The following is a 25076-nucleotide window of genomic DNA, read 5'->3' as shown; positions in this document are numbered from 1 at the left end:
CAAAATAAAAAGCAATGAGAACAAGTATCAGGATCTTTTTGGGCGGCATACTGTTAACCGGTACCACGTATGTTTTTGCAGCCACCTCGTTCCCGTCATGGGATAAAGACAGTACCCCCCCGGACAGTACCCTCCTGAAAACAAAATGGAAGCAGATGGGCGGTTTTGAACAATATACGCCCGACCACCTGCGGCTGGGCTGCTGGAGCACGGCGCTGGCACAGGTAATGTATTACCACCGGCTGAAACCGTTCGGACACGTTAAATACCTTTCCACCAACGGTTACCAGGTTGATGAAACCATCGACAGCGCCTCCGTCGACCTTAACCTGGTAGTCAACCAGTTGGACAGTGCCACTGGTAAGCAGTATCGGGAGCAAACCGCCAGGTATAACTATTATGCCGCACTGGCTGTGCAAAAGAACTTCGGACGCGATAATTACATGTATAAGCTCGCTCCTGCAAATTTGCTTGAGCGGCATTACGACGTAAAAGTGAACCGGTATATTTCATGGAAAGGCCTGTTCCCGTACGCCACCGGCAAGCTTAAAAAAGTGATCGCAAAAGAAATCGCAGCACAGCGGCCGGTATTCCTGCACTTCGCTGACCTTAAGAACTTCGGCCATTCTGTGGTGATCGACGGCTGTTACCGGGAACATGGCAAGCTGATGGTGCACCTTAACCAGGGCCAGGGCGGACCACAGGATGGCTGGTATGATTTTGACGGAGAAATATTGCATGCTCACGATGACGCGCTGCGGGTAATCTATACGTTTAAACCGCTTGGTAACTAGCGATATATCCCGCGGCATCGGTGAAGGCAAAGCTTAAAGGACGGTGGAAGAAGAGATTAGCAGGCGGAATCCATGCGAACTAATCGGGCGTTCAGAAGCAGGACATTAATTCGTTCAAACATTGTTTCCTTTGCGGAAATTCTTTTCTTAATTTGTAGTGTACTGCTAACTAACCACTAAAAAAATGAAACGTACGCTATTTCTTCTCTCTTTGCTATTCATGGGCGTGGGAGCTTTCGCCCGACAGGGCATGTGGACCGCTCAAAAAGCTACAGCCTGGTATAAAACAGAGCCCTGGATGCGGGGCTGTAATTTTCAGCCTTCGTCGGCCATCAACCAGCTGGAGATGTTCCAGGGAGATACTTTCGACAGGCAAACTATCGACAAGGAACTCGGATGGGCGGAAGGCCTTGGGCTGAATACCATGCGTGTGTTTCTTCACCACGTGGCCTGGACGTCGGACAAGACGGGTTTTAAAAAACGGTTAAACGACTACCTGGCGATTTCTACCCGGCATGGAATTAAAACCATGTTCGTGTTTTTCGACGATTGCTGGAACGACGAGTACCACGCCGGGAAACAACCCGCTCCAAAAACAGGGGTGCATAACAGCGGCTGGGTGCGCGACCCGGGAACGGTTATCCGCAACAATGCCGATAGCCTGAAAATGCTGGAAAGCTATGTAAAAGACATTCTCACTACCTTTAAAAACGACAAACGTATTGTAATGTGGGACTTGTACAACGAGCCCGGTAACAGCCAGTACGTAGATAAGAGCCTCGCCTTGCTAAAATCCATTTTCAGTTGGGCACGCGAGGTGAACCCTTCGCAGCCGCTTACCTCAGGCGTATGGAATTATAGTCCCGCGTTTGATAACCTGAACAAATACCAGTTGGAAAACTCGGATATCATCACTTATCACCATTACGGGTATGTAGATTTCCACCAGGAAAAGATCCGTGAGCTTCGTAAATATAACCGCCCGATCGTTTGTACCGAATACATGGCACGCAGGAACGGCAGCCTTTTCCAGACGGTGATGCCGATGCTGAAACAGGAAAACGTTGGCGCCATAAACTGGGGTTTCGTATCCGGCAAAACCAACACGATCTATGCATGGGATACCCCGCGGCCTGATGGCAAAGAGCCGGAATTGTGGTTCCATGACATCTTCAGGAAAGACGGTTCGGTTTTTAGCGGGAACGAGATTAAGGCGATTAAATCACTTACCGGGAAGAAATAACCGGTTAACAATCATGTTTTTTGCGTGATCCGTTGTGCATAAAGCTAAATCATTTTAGCTTTATGCACTGTTCAACCCGCACAGAAACTGGCAAATTATGAAGAACACACGCAGCTCCCGGCTTTTGGTCACCGGGGTATCGTTATTCACCGGTGTGGTGGTATTCACCGCTTTTAAGCATATTCCTGTGGGCGCAAATGTGCCGGCACCGGGTTCCCGTCCGAACATCGTGGTCATTATGGCCGACGATATGGGTTTTTCTGATGCCGGTTGTTACGGTGGAGAGATCCGGACGCCAAACCTCGATTACCTGGCGAAGAACGGCATCCGGTTCACCAATTTTTACAATACTTCGCGGTGCTGCCCCACGCGTGCATCCTTGCTAACGGGCTTGTATAATCACCAGGCCGGGATCGGGAAAATGAGCGATCCGGAAGATACGCCTGGCTACCTCGGCCGCCTGGGAGACAACACGGTTACGCTGGCGGAGGTATTAAAGGCCGCAGGTTACCACACGGCGATGACCGGGAAGTGGCATGTATCCAATACCCTCGGGCAGAAAGATCCCAGGGACCAGCTTGACTGGCTGAGTCATAAAAAAGATTTCGGGAACTTTTCTCCGTTGGAGCAATACCCAACCAGCCGCGGGTTTGAGCGGTTTTTTGGTACGATATGGGGAGTGATCGATTTTTTCGACCCATTTAGCCTGGTAAGCGGCACTACACCCATCAAATCAGTACCGAAGGATTATTACCATACCGACGCAATTAACGATACGGCCGTGGCCTACATTAATTCGTACCGCGACTCCGGCAGGCCGTTCTTCCTGTACGTGGCCGAAAACGCGCCGCATTGGCCTTTGCAGGCGAAGCCGGAAGATATAGAGAAGTATAAGGACACGTATAAAGCAGGCTGGGATGCCATCCGCGAAGCGCGGTACAAAAAAATGGTGAGCCTCGGGCTGATCGATCCGGTTAAAACCAGGTTTTCCGCACCGGTTAAACGTGATGTAACCTGGGAGAATAATCCCGATAAAGAGTGGGATGCGCGGGCCATGGCGGTACACGCCGCTATGATCGACCGGATGGACCAGGGAATAGGGCGCATTATAGAGGCCTTGCGCAAGACGGGGAAACTGGATAATACCCTTGTTCTTTTTCTTTCGGATAACGGGGCAAGCGCTGAGGTAGCTGCCAATTATGGTCCGGGATTCGACCGTGCCGGCGAAACACGCGACGGTCGTAAAGTGATTTTCGCCACTAAGAAAGAAGTAATGCCTGGGCCGCAAACCTCCTATACGGCCATCGGCCCGCGCTGGGCCAATGTGGCCAATACGCCTTACCAGTATTGGAAAACGGAATCATATGAAGGTGGTTTGCATACGCCGCTGATCGCGTTCTGGCCAAAAGGCATCACCGCCAAAAAAGGCAGCTATAGCGCACAGGTAGGGCACGTGATGGATTTTATGAGAACTTTTACCGACATCTCCGGCGCGAAATACCCGGAGGTATTTAAAGGTAAAGCCATCACACCTACGCCCGGGATCAGCCTGGTGCCCTCCTTTAAAGGGAAGGCGTTTGCGGGTCACCGGGAGCTGTTTAACGAACATTTCGGCGCCCGTTATGTACGGTCGGGAAATTGGAAAATGGTTTCCCTGGCAAGAGATACCGCCTGGCACCTGTATGATATTGCCAACGACAGAACGGAATTGACCGACGTCGCGTCAGCGAATCCCGCCAGGGTGAAGGAGCTGGATAGCTTATGGAAGAAATGGGCGAACGCGAACGGGGTGTTTCCGAAACCGGGGAGAAGATGAGGCATTTTGGATTTATTGAATTGCCGTAAGGTACCGCCCCCGATAATTACAACTGAATGATTTTGACCTATGAAAAGATTTTTTTCCTGCCTGCTGTTGTCCCTGTCGTTAACCGGTTATGCCCAGGTTTCCAGGGCGCCTTCGTACCCGCTGATCACGCATACGCCTTATTTCAGTATCTGGTCGTCTACCGATCAGCTGAACGAATCGATCACCACCCACTGGACCGGGAAAGAGAACTCATTGCTGGGCCTGGTAAAGGTCGATAACGTAGTATACCGCTTTATGGGGACCGGGATCCCGCAGTTTAAGACCATCATTCCCGCGGGAGACGAAGAGGCGTACACTGCGCGGTACGAAATGTCGCAGGCCGGGGACGGCTGGCAGGATGCCGCTTTTAACGATGCCGGTTGGAAATCAGGTACCGCTCCTTTTGGTGACGACCGTATCACTAACGGTACTTCCTGGACAGGGAAAGATCTCTGGATCCGCAGGAAAGTAACGTTGAACGAAATTCCAAAGGGAAGGCTGGCGTTGAAAGTTTACCACGATGATGGCGTAGATGTTTACCTCAACGGGAAACTGCTCTTACATAAGGGCGGCGCTAACGGCGATTACGAGGTGGTTTTTCTCCCCGAAGAAGCCAGGAACATGTTAAAAACCGGGGATAACGTGTTCGCTATTCATTGCAGGAACACCGGCGGCGGCGCATTCCTTGATGCCGGCCTGGTGGAAGAGATCGTTGACCGAAGTACGGCGTCCATCAAACCCGCCGCGCAAACTGCGGTGAACATAACGGCCACACAAACGAACTACGCTTTTACCTGCGGGCCGGTGGCATTAAAAGTAACATTCACTTCACCCCTAATCCTATCTGACCTTAAATTGCTGAGCACCCCGGTATCGTATATTACGTATGCGGTAAAATCGACGGACGGAAAACGGCACCGGGTAAGCCTTTTCCAGGGAGTTTCGTCGCACCTGGCCGTAAACCAGCCGCAGCAGGAAACGCAGGCGATGGCTGCCGCCAATTCCGGGATCACGCTGGTAAAGGCAGGCACCACCGATCAGCCGGTATTGCAGCGCAAAGGCGACAACGTGCGGATTGATTGGGGCTATTTGTATGTAGCGGCGCCGCTGGGGGCGGGAACGAGACAATTTATCACCACCAATAACGCGGCTGCCGGGTCGTTCATCAATGGTGATAAAGGTTCCGCAAAATCCGCGGGTACACAGCTGATGCTGAATACGGTACTTTCATTTGGAAGTGTCGGGTCGGCCGAATTATCCAAATACACCATGCTGGGATATGATGAGCTGGAATCGGTTCAGTATTTTGGCACCAACCTTAAGCCATGGTGGCGTAATTCGCCGGGGGCGACGATGGAGAAGGTGTTGAATACGTCAGCTAAATCCTACCGGGAAGTGCTGATGCGCTGCAGGCAAACCGATACGAAGATCTACAACGATGCCCTGAAGGCGGGCGGCGATAAATATGCGCAGCTGTGCGTGTTGGGGTACCGGCAAAGCATCGCCGCTCACCAGCTGGTAAAAAGCCCGCAGGGCGACATCCTGTTCCTCTCTAAAGAGAACTTTAGTAACGGCTCTATCAATACGGTCGACATAACCTATCCTTCGGCCCCCTTGTTCCTGCTGTATAATCCCTCCCTCCTGAAGGGCATGTTAAACGGGATCTTTTATTACAGCGAGAGCGGTAAGTGGACCAAGCCTTTTGCTGCGCATGACCTGGGTACGTACCCCATCGCCAATGGCCAGACCTACGGTGAAGATATGCCGGTGGAAGAATGCGGAAATATGATCATCCTTACCACCGCTATTGTGATGGCCGATAAAGATCCCGCTTACGCACAAAAACACTGGCAAACGCTTACTACCTGGGCCAACTACCTCGCCGGGGCAGGTATGGATCCAGTTAACCAGCTTTGTACCGATGATTTCGCCGGTCACCTGGCACATAATGCCAACCTTTCTGTGAAAGCGATCGTTGCCATAGGAGGATACGCCCGATTGGCCGAGCTGTCAGGCAAAAAAGACATCGCCGAAAAATACCGGAAGATGGCGCTCGGGATGGCCGCCAGGTGGGAGGAAATGAGCCAGGCAGGCGACCACTATGCGCTTGTTTTCGACAACAAGAACACCTGGAGCCAAAAGTACAACATGGTTTGGGATAAGGTGCTAGATCTCGGGATCTTCCCGCAAAAGATCTATAATACCGAGATCAGCTACTACCTGGGTAAACAAAATGCGTTCGGGCTGCCGCTTGACAGCCGTAAAACTTATACGAAATCCGACTGGATCCTGTGGACCGCGGCGATGTCGGGAACACCGGCCGACTTCCAAAAATTTATTGATCCCGTGTACGAATTCGCGACCAAAACGACCTCCCGTGTACCGCTAACCGATTGGCACGAAACTACCAATGGCAGGCAGGTGGGTTTCCAGGCCAGGAGCGTGGTAGGAGGCTATTTTATGAAGGTGCTAAAGGATAAAATGACAGGAACGCACTAATGCCCGATGTTTCATGGCACCAAGATGCGGTTAATAAGTTATTGACATTCGTGGGCGTTTTGCCGGATTTCGGTATGTTGGTAATTGATATCGTTTTAGCAGGCTGTTTTCTGCCAAAAAAACGCTTTATTTGCTTTCAGCTAACTACTCTTAAATGAACTCACACCACCTTAAATGCCTGTCGGCCGTAGCCGCTGGCCTGTTACTCGCCGTCACGGCAAATGCACAGCAAACACCGGCAGCCTCTCAAACACCGCCCAGGCGCGGTAACCCGGCGGATACCGAAGAATGGGAACCGGTCCCGAAAGTAGTGCTCCCCGGCAAAACGTTTAGCGATGCGCCTTCGGATGCACTGATCCTGTTCGACGGTAAGAATATGGATCAATGGGTAACCACGAAGGACAAATCTGCGGTAAAATGGGATATCGCCAAAGGCGTGCTCACCGTAAACAAGGCGACCGGGGGCGGCAACATCGAAACGAAACAAGCCTTTAAGAATTACCAGCTGCACTTAGAATGGAAAGTCCCCGCAAATGTAACGGGAGAAGGCCAGGGCCGTGGAAACAGCGGGCTTTTCCTGGCGTCGACCGGTGGCGGCGATGCGGGTTATGAGGTGCAGATCATGGATTCGTACAACAACGAAAACAAAACCTATGTGAACGGCATGGCCGGGGCGGTGTATAAGCAATTCATTCCCCTTGCCAACCCGGCGCGTAAAAACGGCGAGTGGAACGTGTACGACGTAGCCTGGACAGCCCCGACTTTTAATGAAGATGGCACGCTGAAAACCGCCGCCCATGTTACGGTATTTTTTAACGGGGTGCTTGTGCAAAATAATGTCGAACTGTTGGGTGAAACCCTGTATATCGGCAAGCCTGTCTATAAGAAATATGATACGGCACCGATAAAGCTCCAGGCACATGGAGATAAGAGTGAGCCGGTTAGTTTTCGCAATATCTGGATAAGAGGATTGTAACCTATAAGGGCATATAAAATCCCTGTTGAGGTTAATATATGGGCAACTCCTGTTAATTAACGGTGAACCGCGGCAAGAGTTGCCCGCTATATTTGTGACTATGGCCAACCTGTTAAAGTCACTTTTTACCGGCGCTCTCCTGGCGCTGGTTTGTTTTGTTCACGGCGGCGCCCGGGCGCAAACAAAACCTAAAACGTATACGCATGCCGACACGCTGCGTGGAAGTCTTAATCCCGAGCGCACCTGGTGGGACGTAATGCGTTACGACCTTTCTTTTAAGCCCGATTTTAACAATAAGCGTATTACCGGATCGAACAAGATCACTTATAAGGTGGTAAAAGCCAGTGCCGGGTTGAAAATGCAGATCGACCTGATGGACCCGCTGGTGATCGACAGCATCGTTTACAATAACAGCTTACCGCTTAAATTCAGCAAGGAAGGCGCGGTGTGGCACGTGGCATCGCCCGCACAAAAGCCCGCGGCGATCAATAACGTTATTATTTATTACCACGGAAAAGTACACGAGGCGATCCGGCCGCCGTGGGATGGCGGGTTCATTTTTGCGAAAGACTCTATCGGTCGCCCGTACATGAGCGTGGCCTGCCAGGGGTTAGGCGCATCGGTCTGGTACCCCAATAAAGATCACCAAAGCGATGAGCCTGATAAAGGCGCTTCACTCACTATGACCGTGCCTGATACGCTGGTAGCTGTGGCAAACGGCCGGATGGAGTTCAAAAAGGACAACGGTGATGGAACCGTAACCTACAAATACGGGGTGGTAAACCCCATCAGTAACTATTGTATTATTCCTTACATCGGGAAATATGTGAACTTTAAAGAAATATATGCGGGAGAGAAGGGACCTCTTACGCTAAACTATTGGGTGCTCGATTACAATCTTGCCAGGGCCAGACCTTATATGCCTCCGCAGGTCCGCCAGATGCTGAAGAGTTTCGAATATTGGTTCGGGCCCTATCCTTTCTACGAGGATGGTTACCAGCTGATAGACGCCGCACATACAGGCATGGAACATCAAAGCGCGGTTTCGTACGGCAATCAATATAAATTCGGGTACCGCGGGAGGGATGGTTCAGGTACCGGCTGGGGAATGAAATGGGACTTTATCATCATCCACGAAAGCGGGCACGAATGGTTTGGTAATAACCTGACTACCAACGACCTGGCGGATATGTGGGTGCACGAGGGATTCACCAATTACAGCGAGACCCTGTTCGTCGATTATATTTTTGGAAAGGAAGCTGCCAACCAGTACAATAAAGGGATCAGGCGCGGCATCAGGAATGATATCACCGTGATCCCCGCATACGGCGTGAACGCCCAGGGCAGCGGCGACATGTACCCCAAGCCTTCAAATATGCTGCACGCCATCAGGCACGGACTGGATAACGACGAACAGTTCCGTGCTATTTTGAGGGGACTGAATAAAACGTTTTATCACCGGACGATTACCAGCGCACAGGTGGAACGCTATATTTCCGCACAAACGAAGTATGATTTCTCGAAAGTTTTTGACCAGTATCTCCGTACCGTTCAAATCCCCAGGCTGGAATATTACTTTAAAGAAAATGGCAGGCAACTCGCTTACCGGTATACAGGTTGCGTAAAAGGCTTTAACCTCCCTATTCTCCTGAAGAAAGCGGGAGCGCCCGTTCTCCGGATCATTCCCGGCGATGAATGGAAAACCCTCGACTTGAAAGCCGGGCAAAAAGAAATGTTCACCGCCGCGGCTGTAGAAGATATGTATTATGTAAAAACATTGGAGGTCACTCAGCCATGAATCGAATCGTAAAAGGCCTGGCGGGAATCACGGGCATCAGTTTATTGTCGCTTGCCGCGTCTGCCCAGTTGAACTGGAATAAAGACGGCAACAGCTATACCATGATGGAAAACGGCGCCATCGTACAGGTTTCCTTGCCAACCATGGCGAAAACACCGGTTGTTTCCGCCGACCAGCTGAAAATGCCGGCCACAACGGGAGGAGGGCGCTTTGGCGGAGCGCGTTACGCTTTTTCGGCCGATCAGCAGATCGTGCTGCTCATGAACACGCACCATCGCGAATATCACAATACTTTTTACACCGCGCAGGTACTCGACCGCACGACCGGGAAAGTAACCGCCATCGGTAAGGGATTGAAGGACGGTTACCTGCTTAACCCGGAACTTTCGCCGAACGGCACAAAAGTCGCCTTCGTTTACGATAATAATATTTACACGCAGGATGTAAAAACCGGTGCGATCGCCAGGTTAACCGCCGATGGTACGGATAAGAAGCTAAATGGCTGGTTTGATTACACCTACAGCGAAGAGCTGTTTTGTACGGACGGCATCAGCTGGAGCCCCGACAGCAAACAGGTCGCCTATTGGCAGATCGATATCTCCAAAGTGAAAACGCTGTACATGATCAATAACACCGACAGCAATTATGCAAAGCTGATCCCGCTGCCTTTCGCTAAACCTGGCGAAGAAATGGCGGCGGCAAAGATGGGCGTGGTAAATGTTGCCACAAAGAAAACGGTGTGGATGAAGATCGCCGGGCTTCCGTCCGCTAACTACCTGACACGCATGGACTGGCTTCCCGATGGCTCACAGCTCATCGTGCAGCAACTGAACCGCATGCAGAACGAAAGCAGGCTTGTGCTTTGTAACCCGTTTACCGGGTTGTCAAAAGTAATTTATAAGGAAAATGATGACGCCTGGATCGACGTCAAATCTTTTTGGAACCGCGGCACGGCAGGCTGGGACTGGATAGAGAACGGGAAAGCGTTTATCTGGGCAAGCGAGAAAGACGGATGGCGGCATTTATACCGTATCGGGCTCGACGGTAAAGAGACATTACTCACACCCGGCAGCTATGATATTACCGGCATCACCGGTGTTGATGAAGCCGCCGGGTGGTTGTACTTTATGGCATCGCCCGATAATGCCACGCAGCGTTACCTGTACCGGGCAAGCCTGAATGGAGCTACGGGAATTTCGCGGGTAAGCCCGGCGTCGTTGCCGGGAACGCATAGTTACACGATGTCGCCTAACGGCAAATGGGCCCAGCACAGCTTTTCGAGCTACCAGTACCTGCCGGCAAGCGAATGGCTCTCCCTGCCGGGAAATACACCGTTAACAGAAGCAGAAAGCATCGGGAAGAAATTAGCCCCCAATCCCGCGGCTAAAACCACCAGCTTTTTTAAAGTCACCACAGACGAGGGCATCGAAATGGACGGTTTTATGGTGAAGCCTGCCAACTTCGACCCAAAGAAAAAATACCCGGTGATATTTACCACGTATTCCGAGCCCTTTTCCACCACGGTGAATGACGGAGCCGGTATCGGCGGCAGAAGAGGCGGTTTCTTTAATGTAGACAGCGGGTACCTCTTTATGGCCGTTGAAGGACGCGGCGCACCAGCGCCGAAAGGCCGCGCATGGCGCAAAGCGATTTACCGGAACCTGGGATGGATAAACGCCAATGACCAGGCCGGTGCCGCTAAAAAAATCATCAGGTGGCCGTTTGTCGACTCTACCCGCATTGCGGTTTATGGTGGCAGTGGCGGCGCATCTACCACCATGCAGCTATTGTTCCGGTACCCGGAGATCTATCAAACCGGGCTTGCCAGTTCCGGCGTTCCTTCGCAATTCCTCTATAACAACGTTTACGAGGAACGTTACATGGGGCTTTTGCCGGAAAATAAAGCGGACTATACCCGGGTATCGCCCGTTACGTATGCCAAAAACCTGCGCGGGCACCTGCTGATCATGCATGGCACCGGCGACCATAACGTACACTACCAGGGCGAAGAAGTGCTGCTGAACGAGCTGATCAGGTACAATAAACAGTTCATGTTTATGCCGTACCCTAACCGCACGCACGGCATTTCTGAGGGCGAAGGCACCGCTTTACATAAAACTACGCTGATGGCTAATTTCTTGAAACAGTACTGTCCGCCCGGCGGAAGATGATGCGTAACAAAAATCGACAGGAAAACTAAATAAAATGAAAATAGACTGGACCGGGATCTTTCCCGCTGTAACGACCAAATTTACGGTTAACGACGAAATTGATTATGCCGCTTTCGACTACAACATTAAGGCGCAGCTCGACGCAGGTATCGACGGAATTATCCTGGGTGGTTCCCTCGGCGAAGCAAGCACCCTTACCGAACAGGAGAAGCTCGACCTGCTCTCACACACGCTCAAACTGGTGGACGGCGCCGTGCCCGTATTAATGAATGTGACCGAGCAGGCCACCAGCGTGGCTGTTTCCTTCGCCCAAAAAGCGGAAAAGCTGGGTGCCGACGGGCTGATGCTCCTTCCGCCGATGCGGTATAAGGCCGATGACGAAGAAACGCTAGCGTTTTTTATCAGCGTGGCTAAAGGTACTTCGCTGCCGATCATGATCTATAATAACCCGGTTGATTACAAGATCGAGGTAACGCCGGATATGTTCGAAAAGATGCTGCCTTATGAAAATATCCAGGCGGTTAAGGATTCCTCCCGGGACGTGAGCAACATTACCCGGATGATCAGCCGTTTCGGCGACCGTTACAAGATCCTCACCGGTGTTGACCCGCTTGCCCTGGAATGCCTCCTGATGGGCGCCTGCGGCTGGGTCGCCGGGCTCGTAAATGCGTTCCCGAAAGAAACCGTAGCTGTTTATCGTCTCGCGAAAGCGGGCAGGCTGGAAGAAGCACTCGCCATTTACCGCTGGTTTTTGCCGGTCCTTGAGCTGGATATCCATCCCAAACTGGTACAGTACATTAAGCTGGCTGAAGTGGTTACCGGCCTTGGGACCGAGAACGTACGGGCACCACGGCTGGCCATTAAAGGCGAAGAACGTGAAAAGGTGCTCCGGGTAGTAGGTGAAGCGCTGGCATCGTACCCGGGATTGCCGGAAGGAAGCTGGGGAATGAGCAAAGTGCTTGAAGTTTAAGAACGATTAATGGCCATTCACCTGTTTAACTGCATCGATGCGCATACGTGCGGTAACCCCGTTCGCCTGGTGGCGGAAGGAGGACCGCAGCTGCATGGCGCCAACATGAGCGAAAAGCGGCAGCATTTTTTAAAGGAATTTGACTGGATAAGGACCGGTTTGATGTTCGAGCCCCGGGGACACGACATGATGTCGGGCAGCATATTATACCCTCCGCATAACCCGGAAAATGACATAGCTGTATTGTTTATCGAAACCAGCGGTTGCTTACCTATGTGCGGCCATGGCACGATCGGTACCATCACCATCGCCATAGAGGAAGGATTGATCATTCCCAAAAAGCCGGGACTGGTACGTATGGAAGCGCCGGCCGGCCTGGTGCTGATCGAATACCAGCAGGAGGGCCGTAAAGTTACTTCCGTAAAGCTGGCGAATGTTCCTTCGTACCTCGCTGCCGAAAACCTGGAAGTGGAATGCCCTGACCTGGGAAAATTAACCGTCGACGTTTCGTATGGCGGTAACTTCTACGCAATTGTCGATCCGCAGGAAAACTTCCCCGGCCTGGAACATTATACGGCCGGGCAACTGGTATCGTGGAGCCGCGAGTTGCGCAAACGCATTAACGGCCTGTATTCATTCGTGCACCCCAATGATCCTACGATCAACGGTTGTTCGCATATCCTATGGGCCGGGGCCACGCTTTCCGCGGATGCGACCGCCCGTAACGCCGTGTTTTATGGCGATAAGGCGATCGACCGCTCGCCCTGCGGCACCGGTACTTCCGCACGGATGGCTCAATGGTTCGCTAAAGGAAGGTTAAAGAAGGGCGACGCCTTTATTCACGAAAGCATTATCGGGAGCAAATTCACCGGCGTGGTGGAAGATGTGGTAAAACTCGGCGAACGTGACGCGATCATCCCGAGTGTGGCGGGTTGGGCGCGTGTATACGGTTACAATAAGATCAGCATTGATACGGAGGATCCGTATGCTTACGGTTTCCAGGTAATTTAACGGATGGCAAAAGTAATCATCATTGGCGGAGGGATCATAGGCCTCAGCTCGTCTTATTACCTGCGGCGCGCCGGGCACGAGGTTACGGTGCTCGATAAAGGGAAGATAGAAGGTAATTGTTCGTACGGAAATGCCGGGATGATCGTACCGAGCCATTTTGTGCCCCTGGCCGCCCCGGGCATGGTACAGCAGGGCATCCGCTGGATGTTTAACCGGAAGAGCCCTTTTTATGTAAAGCCGTCGTTAAATTTCCGGTTGATTTCGTGGGGCTTAAAATTCCTGGCACATGCCAATAGCAGGCACGTGGAGCAATCGGCCGTTCCCTTACGCGATCTTTCACTGCTCAGCAAACGGCTGTATGATGAACTGGCCATGGAACCCGGCTTCGATTTCGGGCTGAAACACCGGGGGATCCTCGCATTTTACAAAACGGAGCAGGCGGCCGAAGAAGAGGCTCACCTGGTGGCAAACGGCAGGGCATTGGGGTTAGACATGGAGATCCTTTCCGCCGCCCGATGCCGCGCGCTGCAGCCGGGGCTGGAACTCGATGTGTTGGGTGCGGCACATTACCGTTGCGACGCACATATTTCCCCCAACCGGCTAATGGCCCTGTTGCAGGAAAACCTGGTGGCAAACGATGTTGTGGTTGTTGAAGAACATGGCGTGTCGGAAGTAATCTCTTCCGGTGGCAGGATCCGGAAAATAATAGCCGGGGGCAGGGAGTTCGAAGCCGATGAATACGTAATAGCCGCCGGCTCGTGGTCGCCGGAAGTTGGCCGCATGTTTGGGCTGAACATCCCGCTGATGCCGGGGAAAGGATACTCATTTATGGAGAAAGACGCAAAGCGACGGCTGCAGATCCCCGCACTTTTGTGTGAGGCACGTGTAGCCGTTACGCCTATGGATGGGAGTATCAGGTACGGCGGGACGATGGAACTGGGTAAACTGAACAGGCAGGTGAACCTGAACCGGGTTCGCGGTATTGCAGAGGCAGTGCCGAAGTACTTCCCGGGATTACGCCCGTTAATGCCGGCGGAAAAAGATATCTGGTACGGATTCAGACCGGCTTCCCCGGACGGACTGCCCTATATCGGGAGAAGTGCCAGGCTAAGTAACCTGGTTATCGCAACCGGGCATGGAATGATGGGGCTAAGCCTTGGTCCCGCAACAGGAAAGCTGGTGAGTGAGGTAATTGCAGGCGAAATAACAGGGATGGATATTGGGGCGTTCTCGCCGGAAAGGTAAAACGAGTCTCGCGCAGAACGCAAAATTTCGCAGGTTCTTATTTGTCGCCATACAATAACCGCGAAACTTTGCGTTCTTTGCGAGAACCATGAAGATCCTCCAATTCACCCTGCCTGTTGCGCACGACAGAACGATCATCATCCAGGAGGAAGTGCTTCCGCATTTTTACCCGTACCTGCACCGGCACCGCGAAGCCCAGCTTACGTGGATTATTGAGGGGACCGGTACGCTGGTGGCCGGTACCAGCATGCACACCTTCGCGGCCAATGAAATTTACCTGCTCGCCGCCAATCAGCCTCACCTGTTTAAAAGTGACCCCGAATATTTCGTCCCGGGCAGCAACAAAACGATCAAAGCGCTGACGGTGTTTTTCGACCCCGATGGTCGCCTGCAATCCCTGCTGGACCTCCCGGAGATGAAAAAACTTCACGCGTTTGTAAACCAGCAGCAGCATGGCTTTAAGGCGCCATCACGGTTAACAGCCAGGTTATCGGCAATGATCAGCGAGGTGGCGCTTCAGAAGGGGCCCTCACAGGTGATCAGCTTTATCCGGCTCCTGGAAACGCTGCAGGCCGCGAGCGAGCACCTGATCACCCTCGCTTTTGAGCGCTCCGGGAACCACGTCAGCGAAAGCGAGGGGATCCGGATCAGCACCATTTACAACTATATTCTTAAAAACTATAATAAGCCGCTGATGCTGGAGGATGTGGCGGCCACCGCGCACATGACGCCCCAGGCATTTTGCCGCTACTTTAAGAAGCATACCGGGCATACCTTTATCAGCTTCCTGAACAATATCCGCATCAACGAGGCCTGTAATAAGCTCACCAACGGCGGGTTTGGAAGCATCTCTACCGTAGCTTACAGCTGCGGATTTAATAGCATTACCAACTTTAACCGTGTTTTTAAAAGTGTGACCGGTAACTCGCCCTCGGTGTTTATGGAGAGTTATGCGCAAAAAGTTAACTGATAACGGTTGGTTTCTTCGCCCGGCCCGGTTAATCCTTAACCAGCAGCGGTTTAAATCTTTCTGCCAGTAATCCTGTTGCCAGCAACGGATCGATTTCTGTTACCAGCACACCCGGCTTCCCATAAGGCTGGTATCCAATACAGCCGCCATCCGGGCCCAGCACGGAAGAGGCCGATTCGGGGTACCTGAAGGCATAATTGGCACTCGCAAAATAGATCGTATTTTCCAGCGCCCGCATCATCATCGCTTTTTCGTAATAGGGGTTGTCCATGCTTCCCCATTGCGTGGGCAGTATACCGGTGCGGTCGCTTCCCGCGAAATGCGGGTGAAATACCACCTTCGCCCCGCGGCGGGCCGCCCATCTTACCGATTCGGGATAACGAAATCCCTCGTGGCAAATGGTAATACCGAATTTAAGGCCATCTGCTTCGAAAATATTGCGTGTAGTTCCCGGGATCCAGCGTGCGTCTTCCGTTGGGTCGAGCTGGTTTTTCGACTGGTAACCCAGCAGCTCGCCCGTGCCGGAAATTACATGGGCGATGTTTAACAAACCTTTGGGCGTGTACCAGTCCATTGGCAAAATGATCGCGATCTTATTTTCCGAGGCAATGGTACAGGCCTGGTTTAATGCGGACTGCAGTTTTTCGGCAGATGCTTCTTCTACCGCATATTCTGCCAACGGATAACCGGGTATGTACGACTCCGGGAAACAAACGATCTTCGCCTGTTGTGCAGCGGCTTCTTTCGAGAGCCGTTCGAGCCACAAAAGCCCGTCGTTAACAGAGGAAGGAACCGGTGGGGAGGCTAACGCGATCTTCATGAAGGTTTTTCGTAAAACTAGGCAAAAATGACGTTCGTGTAAAAAAAAGTACGAATCATCGTGGCCATGCGCTGGTGCATAGCAGGATTGTTTGATGTGCAGCCGGTCTTATTCCAGGCTTGCCGGTTAATGGGTTGCGGTATATTCCATTTATTAACTCCTTAAATAGGATGCCCCATTCAGGTCCGCAATCCCCCCGCTCGTAAACTCCAACCCGTTGCTGGCATAAACCGCCACCAATCCGGCCACTTCTTCCGGCCTGGCCACGCGGCCGAAAGGGCTCTGGTTCTTAATGAGATCGCCCGAAGGACCTTCCAGCGTTTCTGCCGCCATCTCCGTTTCCACAAAACCCGGTGCGATCACGTGCACACTGATGTTGTGCGGCGCCAACGCGATGGCCAGCGACTGGCTCATGGCGTTCAACCCCGCTTTGCTGGCGCCATATGCCGGGTGGTCGGGTTCGCCGCGGAATGCACCGCGCGACGAGATGTTAATGATCTTGCCGCCACCGTGCTCAACCATCAGCCGCGACGCAAAATAACACATGTTGGCGGCGCCGGTAAGGTTGGTCTGCAGGGTATTGTTCCAGTTTTGCAGCCAGTCGTTATAGCCGGTATCGAGTATTTTATGTTCAGTAAAGATGCCTGCGTTATTTACCAGGATATCCGCTTTCTGATAACGCGCCGCAAAGACGGCAAAAAACTGCTGCACACCTGCCGGATCGGCCACATTTAACCGGTACATAGCATGGTTGGCGGCGCCGAGACTGGCAAGGGTCGCTTTGGCCGCCTCCTCGCCGGACCGGTAGGTAAATACCACCGTGGCGCCCCATCGGGCAAATAACCGGGCCGTTGCTGCGCCGATACCGCGCGAGCCGCCGGTAATAAGTACGGTTTTACCGCTGAAATCGAATGTCATTTGCGTGAGGTTGATCACCAAAGATAAGAGAGAAGGGAGCGACACAAAGTAAAAGCGGCACAAAGAGCGCTTAATTAAGCAAACTCTCTGTACTTCCGCGGTAAACCGACGCTTGTTAGCCTGCCTTATTTCTCTCTGCAGTTAAACATCCAGTTAATGCCGTATTTATCGGTGCAGCTGCCAAAGTAGTCGCCCCAAAACATTTCCTGGAGCTCCATGGTTATTTTGCCGTCCTCAGCAAGTGCGTCGAAGAACTGTTTGGTTTCTGCGCGCGTGTCGGGACTCAGGTTGATGTGCATGTTATTGCCTGGCTGTGCCTGCATTCCCCAGGAGCCTACACAATCGGTGCCCATCAGGGAATGAACACCCAGGATGCGCAATTCCACATGCATCACCAGGTTCTTATCCTTCTCCGAAATCTCCGGGGCGCCCTCACAGGCAGGGGTATCGCCCATGCGCATGATCCCCTGGCCGAAAAACTCCCCGCCAAAAATTGATTTGTAGAAATTGAATGCCTCTTCCGTGGTTTCCTGGAAATTGAGGTACGTGCTTACTGATGCCATGATCGTTTGTTTATGTGATTGATGATTCAAAAGTAACCCTATCCGCCATACGGCGACAGGGGCGGAAAAGACAAATTCGGGGTATATCGCGACAAAAGAAACCGGTGATGGGAGCATCACGGACCGGGTAAACTAGTTGGGGAAGCACGAAACTTTTTCATCGTATCCCGGAAATGCTGAATCCCTCCGGCCAATCGGTTAATACAAGGAGGTGTGAGGACGGATTCGAACCGCCGTAGAGGGTTTTGCAGACCCTCGCCTCACCGCTCGGCCACTCCACCTGGTAATATTTTGAGGCCACAGGCGGATTTGAACCGCCGTAAAAGGTTTTGCAGACCTCCACCTCACCGCTCGGTCATGTGGCCGGGTTATCCCCCCGGCAGCTACCGGGGGGATGCGCTCATACGCTGATATATTAATACTAACCGTTGCAAATATAATAATCTATTAATTCTATAGAGTATATATTATTAAATATTTATACTACCTGATCAGCGTGATGTAGCCGGAAAATACCTTGCTCTCAAACCGGGTATCGATCACGTAATAATATACGCCGACAGGCAGCGGCTGCCCGTTGTATTGGCCGTCCCATTTCAGGGTTGCATTTGCCGAGGCGTATACGATCTCCCCGCTCCGGTTAAAGATGCTGATTTTGGTTACCGGGTATTTCGCCAGCTCAGGGATATTCCAGGTATCGTTAATGCCGTCGCCGTTGGGCGTAAAGGTATTGTGGAGGGTAAGCGGATCGAGTACGCGCACAAAAACGGTATCTGTGCTGGTGCAGCCGCGCACATCGGTTACCGTGAGGGTGTACAATTGGTCGGCCACCCCGGTTACGACAGGGTTTTTTACCGTATTGCTGCTCAGGTTCACGTTCGGCGACCAAAGATAGGTAACCTTTTCATCGCTTACTTTTGGCTGAAGCGTCAGCGTTTTATGGAGCGCCAGCAACCTGTTTTCGCCGGCATCTAGCGCAGGCGGGGGCATAAATCTGATCTTTGCCTCATCGTATGACGCGGAACAGAAACCGTTAACCGTAGAGGTAAGCCGCAGTATCACACTTCCCTTCCTGATATCTGCCTGGCTGGGAATGTATGCCGCATTCAAAGCGGTATTAGACGGCTGGAACCTGCCGCTGCCGGTTGACGTCCACACGCCACCCGGCGAATTCGCTATGACGCCGGTAAGCGGAACAGATGTGTTTTGTGAGCATACTTCCTGGTCTCCACCGGCGCGTACTACAGGCGCAGGCTGGAACGTAATTGTGATCGAGGAGGGCGACGATTGGCACCCCAGGTTATTGATCGATGTAAGCGTGAGCACCACCGAGCGCGCCGCGGTATCCGCCTGCGAGGGCCGGTAAACAGCGTTCAGGGTAGTTGCCGACGGCCAGAAGGTGCCGCTTCCGCCAGTGGTCCAAAGGCCTTCGCCGGAGCCGTCTTTCACCGTTCCGGTAAGCTGTACCTCTTTCACGGAGGCGCAAACCTGCTGGTCCGCGCCTGCGTTTGATACCGGGGGTTCCGTTACGGCAAGCACGGTGCTGGCAGTGTTACTGCAGCCATTTACGGTAACGGTCAGCGTATATTTTCCCGCATTGGCGGAAGTTGTGTTATTAATCGTGATCTGCCGGGAAGTAGCGGTAAATCCACCGGGGCCGGTCCACGAATAGGCGGCATCGGCCACTTCCGGGACTGTAAATACCGCTTGGTTGCCATGGCAAACCGGGGAGTTGCTTACGATTACGGGTATACGCGGCTGTGGTTTAACGGTCACCCGGTAGTGGAATTCGCGCACCACGCACCCGTAGGCGGTTGCTGTAAAGCGGTAGTCGACGATGACCGGTTCATCGGTGGTGTTAACCAGCGCCTCGGTAAGGTGCGCAGACCGCTGGTTGTTTACTGCCGGGTTGCTGATGCCGGCAACACGTTCGCGGCTCCAGGTAAAAATGGCAGAATCGACATTAGATTTCGCGAAGTAACTTTGCGGCTCGCCGCTGCAGATCGTTCCTGTTAAGGCGCTGAGTATCTGGTGCGAAGGGTTTACGGTCACGATATAGGGCAGCAACGTGCTTCCGCAGGCGGCCGTATTTACACGGACCAGGTATTTTACGGCCACCGGTGCATTCGAAATGTTTAACAACTGTTCCCGGATCACCCGCGCTTTTTGATCGTTGAGTGAAGGGTTGGCAATACCGGGCACCGCGGCGCGGCTCCAGCTAAAATCTACTTCCCCCACGTTAAGCCTGATCGCGTAGTTAGGGGCCACGTCATTGCATAAGGTGGCTGCCACATCCGAGGTAAGTGCGGGCATCGGCCCTACCGTAACAAAAACTTCCGAAGGCAGCCCGGGACATCCGTTCACCACCGGGGTTACACGGTACACCACGCGTACATTCTGGTTAGTGGTGTTGATCAGCGCCTCGTCGATCAGCGCGCCTGTTTGATCGGTTACCGCTTCGTTGCTGATGCCTGTCACCGCCGCACGGCTCCACATAAAGCCGGCGTCAGCCACATTGGCCGTAAGCTTATAGTTTAGCGGCTGTCCGCTGCAGGTCACAGCGGTTTCGCCGCTGGTAATGACCGATCGCGGAAACACCGTAACGGCAACAGGGACCCGCGGGCTTTGACAGCCATCTGTGGCTCCTTCTACGTAATAAGTTATGGTGGTACTTAGCTTGGGGGTAACGTAGACATCGCTGGTAGAAATAAGGTTGCCGCCTGCAGCCGCATCGTACCACTTATATGTGCCGGCGCCGGTGGCCCTAAGCGTTGCGGTTTGGCCATAGCAAACAGAAACGGGTGATACAGATGGGGTTGCGGCCTGCGATTGCACTTTTACCGTTACTTTCGTTCGCGGGCTGGTTACGCCAAAAAGCACCGATTCTACGAAGTAATCCTGGTCGGCTGTGAGTTCCGGCGTAACGAAATCCGTACCGGTATAAAATGCCGTACCTCCCGTGGGAGCGGTAAACCATCGTATCGTTCCGCGTTGTGAATCTGCGTGGAGCGCCGCCCGGTTGCCGTAGCAGGTGATAACGTCAGGTACTGCCGGTGGAAGGCTGATGTTTATTATCACCGTGTCGGTTAGCGGACCGCATACGCCGCGGGCGCTGGTGGTGGTAAGATAAAGTATGGCGATCTTTTCCGTAGCTGAGGGGGTATATACGGGGTTAAGCGATGATATACCCGAAAAAGCACCCTGTCCGCCGGACCATTGTACCGGCGTTCCGGTTACACTTACGGTCCCATGAAGCGTAACGGCGGCTCCTGGAATGACGGTAACGTCGACCCCCGCATTTACCGCTACACGCGGAAGTATAGTTACGGTGGTTACCGTAAAGGCATGGGGTATGTTATTGGTAATGGTATACGTTCCGGGGGCGCTTCTGTTAAGGTCGATCTCCCCGCTGAACGGGTCTATCACCAGCCCGGCCGGAGCAGCTGATATCGCCCCGCGAATGCCGTCTTCCAGGGCGGCTTCGGCCTTGCCGCCATACTGGCAAAGCGGGCTCGCATAGGTGAGCTTGCCGGGCGGCAGGTTGATGGCGATCATCTGCTCACGCGTAAACGTGCACCCATCGTAGGTAACGGTATAAGTAACCGCGTGGTCGCCGGTGGCGGAAGCGCCTATGTTAATTCTGCCGGTAGCAGGATCGATCACCAGGCCGGGCGAAGTGGTAGAAAACGTTCCACCCGGTATATTGATCACCGGTACGGGGTTTGCGCCCCCTGTAAAATAATACCGTGGCGAGTAAAGGAACAACGGACCTCCCGGCGCGGTCTTTATGGTTACCGTTGCGGGGGTTCTCGGGCTGCTGCAGGAGATCCCGGAAACCTGTGCGTAATACGTTTTGTTGCTTTCGAGCGGCGGCACGTTAAATACCGCCCCCGTTGCGATGGGGGAGCCGCCCGCGGCTGTTTCAAACCACTCGATGGTACCGCCGCTGCCGGTGGCGGTTAAGGTAGCGGCCGTGTTGGCGCAAACAGAAATATTGCTTGCCTGGGGCGCCGCGGGCGGCGATAGCAGCGATACGGTAACCGGAACTCTGTCGCTTTGGCAGTCGCCGGTTACGGCCGACACATAATAGGTTATGGCAGCCGACAACGGCGGCGTGGTAAAGCTGGCGCCACGGCCCAGCGGTGTGCCTCCCGAAGCGGAGTTGTACCACAGGTAGTTCCCCGTAGATCCGGCAGCAGTGAAGGTGGCTGCGCTTCCGGTACAGACCGATACAGGAGCCGCCTGCGGCAAAGGAACTGTCCCTGTCACGGTAACTGTCACCGGCTCGCGCGAGCTGATACAGCCATTAACGGCGGTTTGTACATAATAGGTGGTAGTTTCGGTGAGTACGCCGGTAGAAAATGCCTGGCCTGTGGCGATTGGCGTGCCGCCTGAAAGCGTGGTAAACCATTGGCAGGTCCCTCCCGGCGCGACAGCCCTGAGCGTGGCGCTGGTGCCTGTGCAGATAATAGCTCCCGCCACGGTTGGCGGCGATGGTGTGGCATTAACCGTTACTGTTACCGGTACCAATTCGCTTGCGCATCCGTTTAACAGCGTTTGCACATAATAAGTAGTACTTTTTGTTAATAAAGAGGTGGTAATGCTTTCCCCGGTGCCAGCCAGGTCGCCGAGCGCATTCAGCCAATGGATCGTTCCAGACGATGCGGTGGCCGTTAAAGTAGCGGCAGCACCCTCGCAGATGGTTACTCCCGCTGCTTGCGGAAGCGGTGGCACCGGGTTTACAGTTACCGTTACCGTTTTGCGGGCGCTCGTGCAACTGCCAAGCGTAGTTTGCACATAATAAATGGTTGTGGCAGTAAGCGCAGGCGTAGTAAAATCGGGACTACGGATAAACGGCGACCCGCCGGTCGGGGTGGTAAACCATTCGTAAGTTCCGCCCGGACCTTTGGCGCTCAGGCTCACGCTCGAACCGCTGCAAATAGTTACGTCGTTTACGTCGGGAAGCGCCGGCGGCGTATTAACGGTAACCGTAACAGGCACGCGCTGGCTGGTACAGCTGTCGCTTACTGCTTCTACATAAAACGTGGTAGTTTCGGTTAACGGTGCGGTGTTGTAGTTTTTGGTACGCGCCAGCACATTACCCCCGGCCGGCGAATCATACCATGCGAACGCATCGCCAGTGCTGGTTACCGCAATGGTTGCGCTGTTTCCCTGGCAAATGCTGGCCCCCCTGGTAGCAGGGGCCGGTATTTGACATTGCCCAAATGAATTAATGGCTGTTAATACGAGCGGCCCACAAATCAGTCTCCTCCAAAATCTCCTCATATCGATCCTGTATAAACTTAGTTTCGGTATTTTTATTGTTGGGCAACAACAAAAATACCGAAACTAATTGCCTGGTTAAGCGGGAGGACGATCAAGCGTAAAAGTTTGGGAGCTATTAGCTTTCAGCAATCAACTTTGATTGCACTGTCAAACCCGGAATACTACTCAGGAAATATCAATTATTTATCTTATCAGGTATACTTCACAGGCTGAGTGCTGTAGCTGAGAGACCGGGTTATTTACGCACATTCCCCCTTGGTCCGCTGGTATTACCGATATTTGACAGACAACGCAAAATAGCGAACCATGAAATTACCAACCATACACGGCACTTACCCGGATCCCCGTAAAGGTTAACCTATTCGTACTGGCGTAAGCTTACCCGGTTGCCATTGGCCGGTTACCGCATGACGGTTTAAGTTAATCGTATTTTAAAGCGGCATAACCCAGCAGCCTTCGCCAAAGGGCAAGCTGACCGATAATGCTGGCTTCGCGGTAGATGGTGAACGAGATCAGTTCGTAATAAGTTATCTTCATGCCGCCCATATCGAAGTCGCTGTCGAGCTTTTCGTCGCTGATAGTCGCCAGTGCCTCGCGGGCCATAGGGGAGATGCGGTCCCAATCTGCCTGGTATTCGGCAATGGTGGGGTAAGTGGCGCTATCCTGTATGCCGCGGTGATCTTTAAACAGTTCCTCACCAGCCTGGTGGAGCCCGGGGTGCGTTTCCGACGCCATCATGATCCGTTGCTGCACCAGCGAACCGGTTAGCCAGCCCATGTGGTTGGCCTGGGTGTCGAGCCGGTTGTACATATCTTTTTCAGCCACCCCTTCGAGCGCTCTTGCAAAAAAGGTGGTGTGCATGTCGAACAGTGACAAGAACCCCTGCATGCGGGTGGTTGCTGTTTTCGTTGTCATGGTAATTTAAGGTTAGCGGTTATTTGTTTTATCAAAGTTAGGGATTCTCCCGCTAAGCTCCCACAACCTCTCCGCATTCCCCTCATCCACCGCGTACCACGCCACCCCCTCCAATCTTCCCATGGCCCCACTTACCCAGCTCTCAAATTCTTCTTCCGTAACCACCGGCGATACATTACAATTTTCACAATATACCCCACCGATACCCGCTAACTGCGGACTCGTTGCACACCATACACCCGTGGCGGCACCCTGCGCCGCATTTTTCATTTGCCTCGATGCATCGAGGATGGCGTTGCCCTTGGCGTCGATCGCGCCCATGCGCTGAAGATCTTCCTGTGCTACGTGTTTGGCGAGACCGGTGTCAGCGATCGTGCCGGGATGTACGGCAAAAGCACGGATATTTTCCGCTTTTCCGCGTCGGTCTAATGCTACCGCGAAAAGGACATTGGCCGTTTTCGATTGCCCGTACGCTTTCCAGCGGTCGTATTCCCGGTGTATAAAATTCACGTCGTCGAATACCATCGGCGAGAACCGATGGCCGCGGGAGGCAACGGAAACCACGCGTGCGCCGTTGGCCTGCTGCAGCGCCGGCCATAGCTTGTTCACCAGGCGGAAATGTCCGAGATGGTTGGTCGCGAATTGCGATTCGTTACCGTCCGCGTCCCGCGTGAGCGGGTTGGCCATAATGCCGGCACTGTTTACCAGGATATGCAGCGGACTGCCCGTTGCCAGGAACCGTTCTGTAAAGGCATCGATCGAAGCGGCATCTATAAGGTCGAGCGGCTCGATGGCTACACCGTTAAGCCCGGCAAGGGATTTTTCGGCCTTTGCGGTATCGCGCGCGGGCACGATCACTGCCGCACCCGCGGAATGCAGGGCGCGGACGGTTTCGAGACCGATACCGGAATAACCGCCGGTAACGATGGCGGTTTTCCCGGTAAGGTTTATGTGCCCGATAACTTCTGCGGCGGTAGCTGCCGCGCTGAAGATCGGCTGGAGGGGGTGCTGCTGAGAAGAATGTCCGTTCATGCGAAATATGGATGTTTGC

Annotated in this window: 17 protein-coding genes and 2 tRNA genes; 11 read left to right on the top strand and 8 right to left on the bottom strand. The window is 53.1% G+C overall.

All coding sequences use genetic code 11. The features are described 5' to 3' along the window. The first annotated feature begins 14 nt into the window (after nucleotides 1–14). The 11 genes from GS398_RS18370 (at nucleotide 15) to GS398_RS18320 (ending at nucleotide 15523) form a co-directional block, all read left to right on the top strand. The gene (locus tag GS398_RS18370; RefSeq protein WP_160908265.1) at nucleotides 15–794 is read left to right on the top strand and encodes a C10 family peptidase; all 780 of its coding nucleotides are present in this window, start codon (nucleotides 15–17) and stop codon (nucleotides 792–794) included. Nucleotides 795–978: 184 nt separating this feature from the next. After that, nucleotides 979–2037: a cellulase family glycosylhydrolase gene (locus GS398_RS18365; RefSeq protein WP_160908264.1), complete on the top strand. Its 1059-nt coding sequence runs from the start codon at nucleotides 979–981 to the stop codon at nucleotides 2035–2037. A gap of 97 nt (nucleotides 2038–2134) precedes the next feature. Beyond that, on the top strand, nucleotides 2135–3853 hold the full coding sequence (locus tag GS398_RS18360; protein WP_160908263.1) for an arylsulfatase: 1719 nt from the start codon (nucleotides 2135–2137) through the stop codon (nucleotides 3851–3853). Nucleotides 3854–3922: 69 nt separating this feature from the next. Beyond that, nucleotides 3923–6382: a glutaminase family protein gene (locus GS398_RS18355; protein ID WP_160908262.1), complete on the top strand. Its 2460-nt coding sequence runs from the start codon at nucleotides 3923–3925 to the stop codon at nucleotides 6380–6382. A gap of 154 nt (nucleotides 6383–6536) precedes the next feature. Continuing rightward, nucleotides 6537–7358 carry a 3-keto-disaccharide hydrolase gene (locus GS398_RS18350; RefSeq protein ID WP_160908261.1) on the top strand — a complete coding sequence of 274 codons (822 nt, stop codon included), beginning with the start codon at nucleotides 6537–6539 and terminating at the stop codon, nucleotides 7356–7358. Nucleotides 7359–7458: 100 nt separating this feature from the next. Next, entirely contained in the window at nucleotides 7459–9156 is a 1698-nt protein-coding gene (locus GS398_RS18345) for a M1 family metallopeptidase (RefSeq protein ID WP_160908260.1), read from the top strand. Then, entirely contained in the window at nucleotides 9153–11327 is a 2175-nt protein-coding gene (locus tag GS398_RS18340) for a S9 family peptidase (protein ID WP_202406124.1), read from the top strand. Before GS398_RS18345 ends, GS398_RS18340 begins: the two co-directional genes overlap by 4 nt. Nucleotides 11328–11361: 34 nt before the next feature. After that, nucleotides 11362–12297 carry a dihydrodipicolinate synthase family protein gene (locus GS398_RS18335; RefSeq protein WP_160908259.1) on the top strand — a complete coding sequence of 312 codons (936 nt, stop codon included), beginning with the start codon at nucleotides 11362–11364 and terminating at the stop codon, nucleotides 12295–12297. A 9-nt stretch (nucleotides 12298–12306) separates the two neighbouring features. After that, nucleotides 12307–13308, top strand: a complete 1002-nt coding sequence (locus tag GS398_RS18330; protein ID WP_160908258.1) for a 4-hydroxyproline epimerase — start codon at nucleotides 12307–12309, stop codon at nucleotides 13306–13308. A gap of 3 nt (nucleotides 13309–13311) precedes the next feature. Continuing rightward, the gene (locus tag GS398_RS18325; RefSeq protein ID WP_160908257.1) at nucleotides 13312–14553 is read left to right on the top strand and encodes an NAD(P)/FAD-dependent oxidoreductase; all 1242 of its coding nucleotides are present in this window, start codon (nucleotides 13312–13314) and stop codon (nucleotides 14551–14553) included. 88 nt (nucleotides 14554–14641) lie between these two features. After that, complete coding sequence (locus GS398_RS18320; RefSeq protein WP_160908256.1) at nucleotides 14642–15523, top strand: AraC family transcriptional regulator; 882 nt, start codon at nucleotides 14642–14644, stop codon at nucleotides 15521–15523. A gap of 28 nt (nucleotides 15524–15551) precedes the next feature. On the opposite strand, the gene GS398_RS18315 is transcribed toward GS398_RS18320, so the two are convergent. The 8 genes from GS398_RS18315 to GS398_RS18280 form a co-directional block, all read right to left on the bottom strand. Then, nucleotides 15552–16343 (bottom strand): carbon-nitrogen hydrolase family protein, encoded by a 792-nt coding sequence (locus GS398_RS18315; RefSeq protein WP_160908255.1) that lies wholly within the window; start codon nucleotides 16341–16343, stop codon nucleotides 15552–15554. A gap of 153 nt (nucleotides 16344–16496) precedes the next feature. After that, entirely contained in the window at nucleotides 16497–17261 is a 765-nt protein-coding gene (locus GS398_RS18310) for an SDR family NAD(P)-dependent oxidoreductase (protein ID WP_160908254.1), read from the bottom strand. 125 nt (nucleotides 17262–17386) lie between these two features. After that, nucleotides 17387–17824, bottom strand: coding sequence for a VOC family protein (locus GS398_RS18305; protein WP_160908253.1), 438 nt, complete (start codon nucleotides 17822–17824; stop codon nucleotides 17387–17389). Nucleotides 17825–18033: 209 nt separating this feature from the next. Next, nucleotides 18034–18105 (bottom strand) — tRNA-Cys (locus GS398_RS18300). A gap of 13 nt (nucleotides 18106–18118) precedes the next feature. Then, nucleotides 18119–18189, bottom strand: a tRNA-Cys gene (locus GS398_RS18295). Nucleotides 18190–18307: 118 nt separating this feature from the next. Then, the gene (locus GS398_RS18290; RefSeq protein ID WP_160908252.1) at nucleotides 18308–23110 is read right to left on the bottom strand and encodes an Ig-like domain-containing protein; all 4803 of its coding nucleotides are present in this window, start codon (nucleotides 23108–23110) and stop codon (nucleotides 18308–18310) included. Nucleotides 23111–23530: 420 nt separating this feature from the next. After that, a complete protein-coding gene (locus GS398_RS18285) occupies nucleotides 23531–24025 on the bottom strand; it encodes a DinB family protein (protein WP_160908251.1) in 495 nt (164 codons plus the stop codon). Nucleotides 24026–24037: 12 nt separating this feature from the next. Next, the gene (locus GS398_RS18280; protein WP_160908250.1) at nucleotides 24038–25057 is read right to left on the bottom strand and encodes an oxidoreductase; all 1020 of its coding nucleotides are present in this window, start codon (nucleotides 25055–25057) and stop codon (nucleotides 24038–24040) included. Nucleotides 25058–25076: the final 19 nt, after the last annotated feature.

Source organism: Hufsiella ginkgonis, from assembly GCF_009834915.1.
Lineage (GTDB): Bacteria > Bacteroidota > Bacteroidia > Sphingobacteriales > Sphingobacteriaceae > Hufsiella > Hufsiella ginkgonis.
Note: the sequence above shows the minus strand (reverse complement) of the source record. Positions and strands in the feature narration are given on the sequence as shown.

Coding starts and splice junctions, on each gene's coding strand:
- GS398_RS18365 (WP_160908264.1), top strand. CDS start 979: ATGAAACGTACGCTATTTCTTCTCTCTTTGCTATTCATGGGCGTGGGA.
- GS398_RS18320 (WP_160908256.1), top strand. CDS start 14,642: ATGAAGATCCTCCAATTCACCCTGCCTGTTGCGCACGACAGAACGATC.
- GS398_RS18285 (WP_160908251.1), bottom strand. CDS start 24,025: ATGACAACGAAAACAGCAACCACCCGCATGCAGGGGTTCTTGTCACTG.
- GS398_RS18370 (WP_160908265.1), top strand. CDS start 15: ATGAGAACAAGTATCAGGATCTTTTTGGGCGGCATACTGTTAACCGGT.
- GS398_RS18315 (WP_160908255.1), bottom strand. CDS start 16,343: ATGAAGATCGCGTTAGCCTCCCCACCGGTTCCTTCCTCTGTTAACGAC.
- GS398_RS18310 (WP_160908254.1), bottom strand. CDS start 17,261: ATGACATTCGATTTCAGCGGTAAAACCGTACTTATTACCGGCGGCTCG.
- GS398_RS18350 (WP_160908261.1), top strand. CDS start 6,537: ATGAACTCACACCACCTTAAATGCCTGTCGGCCGTAGCCGCTGGCCTG.
- GS398_RS18355 (WP_160908262.1), top strand. CDS start 3,923: ATGAAAAGATTTTTTTCCTGCCTGCTGTTGTCCCTGTCGTTAACCGGT.
- GS398_RS18360 (WP_160908263.1), top strand. CDS start 2,135: ATGAAGAACACACGCAGCTCCCGGCTTTTGGTCACCGGGGTATCGTTA.
- GS398_RS18340 (WP_202406124.1), top strand. CDS start 9,153: ATGAATCGAATCGTAAAAGGCCTGGCGGGAATCACGGGCATCAGTTTA.
- GS398_RS18325 (WP_160908257.1), top strand. CDS start 13,312: ATGGCAAAAGTAATCATCATTGGCGGAGGGATCATAGGCCTCAGCTCG.
- GS398_RS18280 (WP_160908250.1), bottom strand. CDS start 25,057: ATGAACGGACATTCTTCTCAGCAGCACCCCCTCCAGCCGATCTTCAGC.
- GS398_RS18305 (WP_160908253.1), bottom strand. CDS start 17,824: ATGGCATCAGTAAGCACGTACCTCAATTTCCAGGAAACCACGGAAGAG.
- GS398_RS18330 (WP_160908258.1), top strand. CDS start 12,307: ATGGCCATTCACCTGTTTAACTGCATCGATGCGCATACGTGCGGTAAC.
- GS398_RS18335 (WP_160908259.1), top strand. CDS start 11,362: ATGAAAATAGACTGGACCGGGATCTTTCCCGCTGTAACGACCAAATTT.
- GS398_RS18345 (WP_160908260.1), top strand. CDS start 7,459: ATGGCCAACCTGTTAAAGTCACTTTTTACCGGCGCTCTCCTGGCGCTG.
- GS398_RS18290 (WP_160908252.1), bottom strand. CDS start 23,110: ATGAGGAGATTTTGGAGGAGACTGATTTGTGGGCCGCTCGTATTAACA.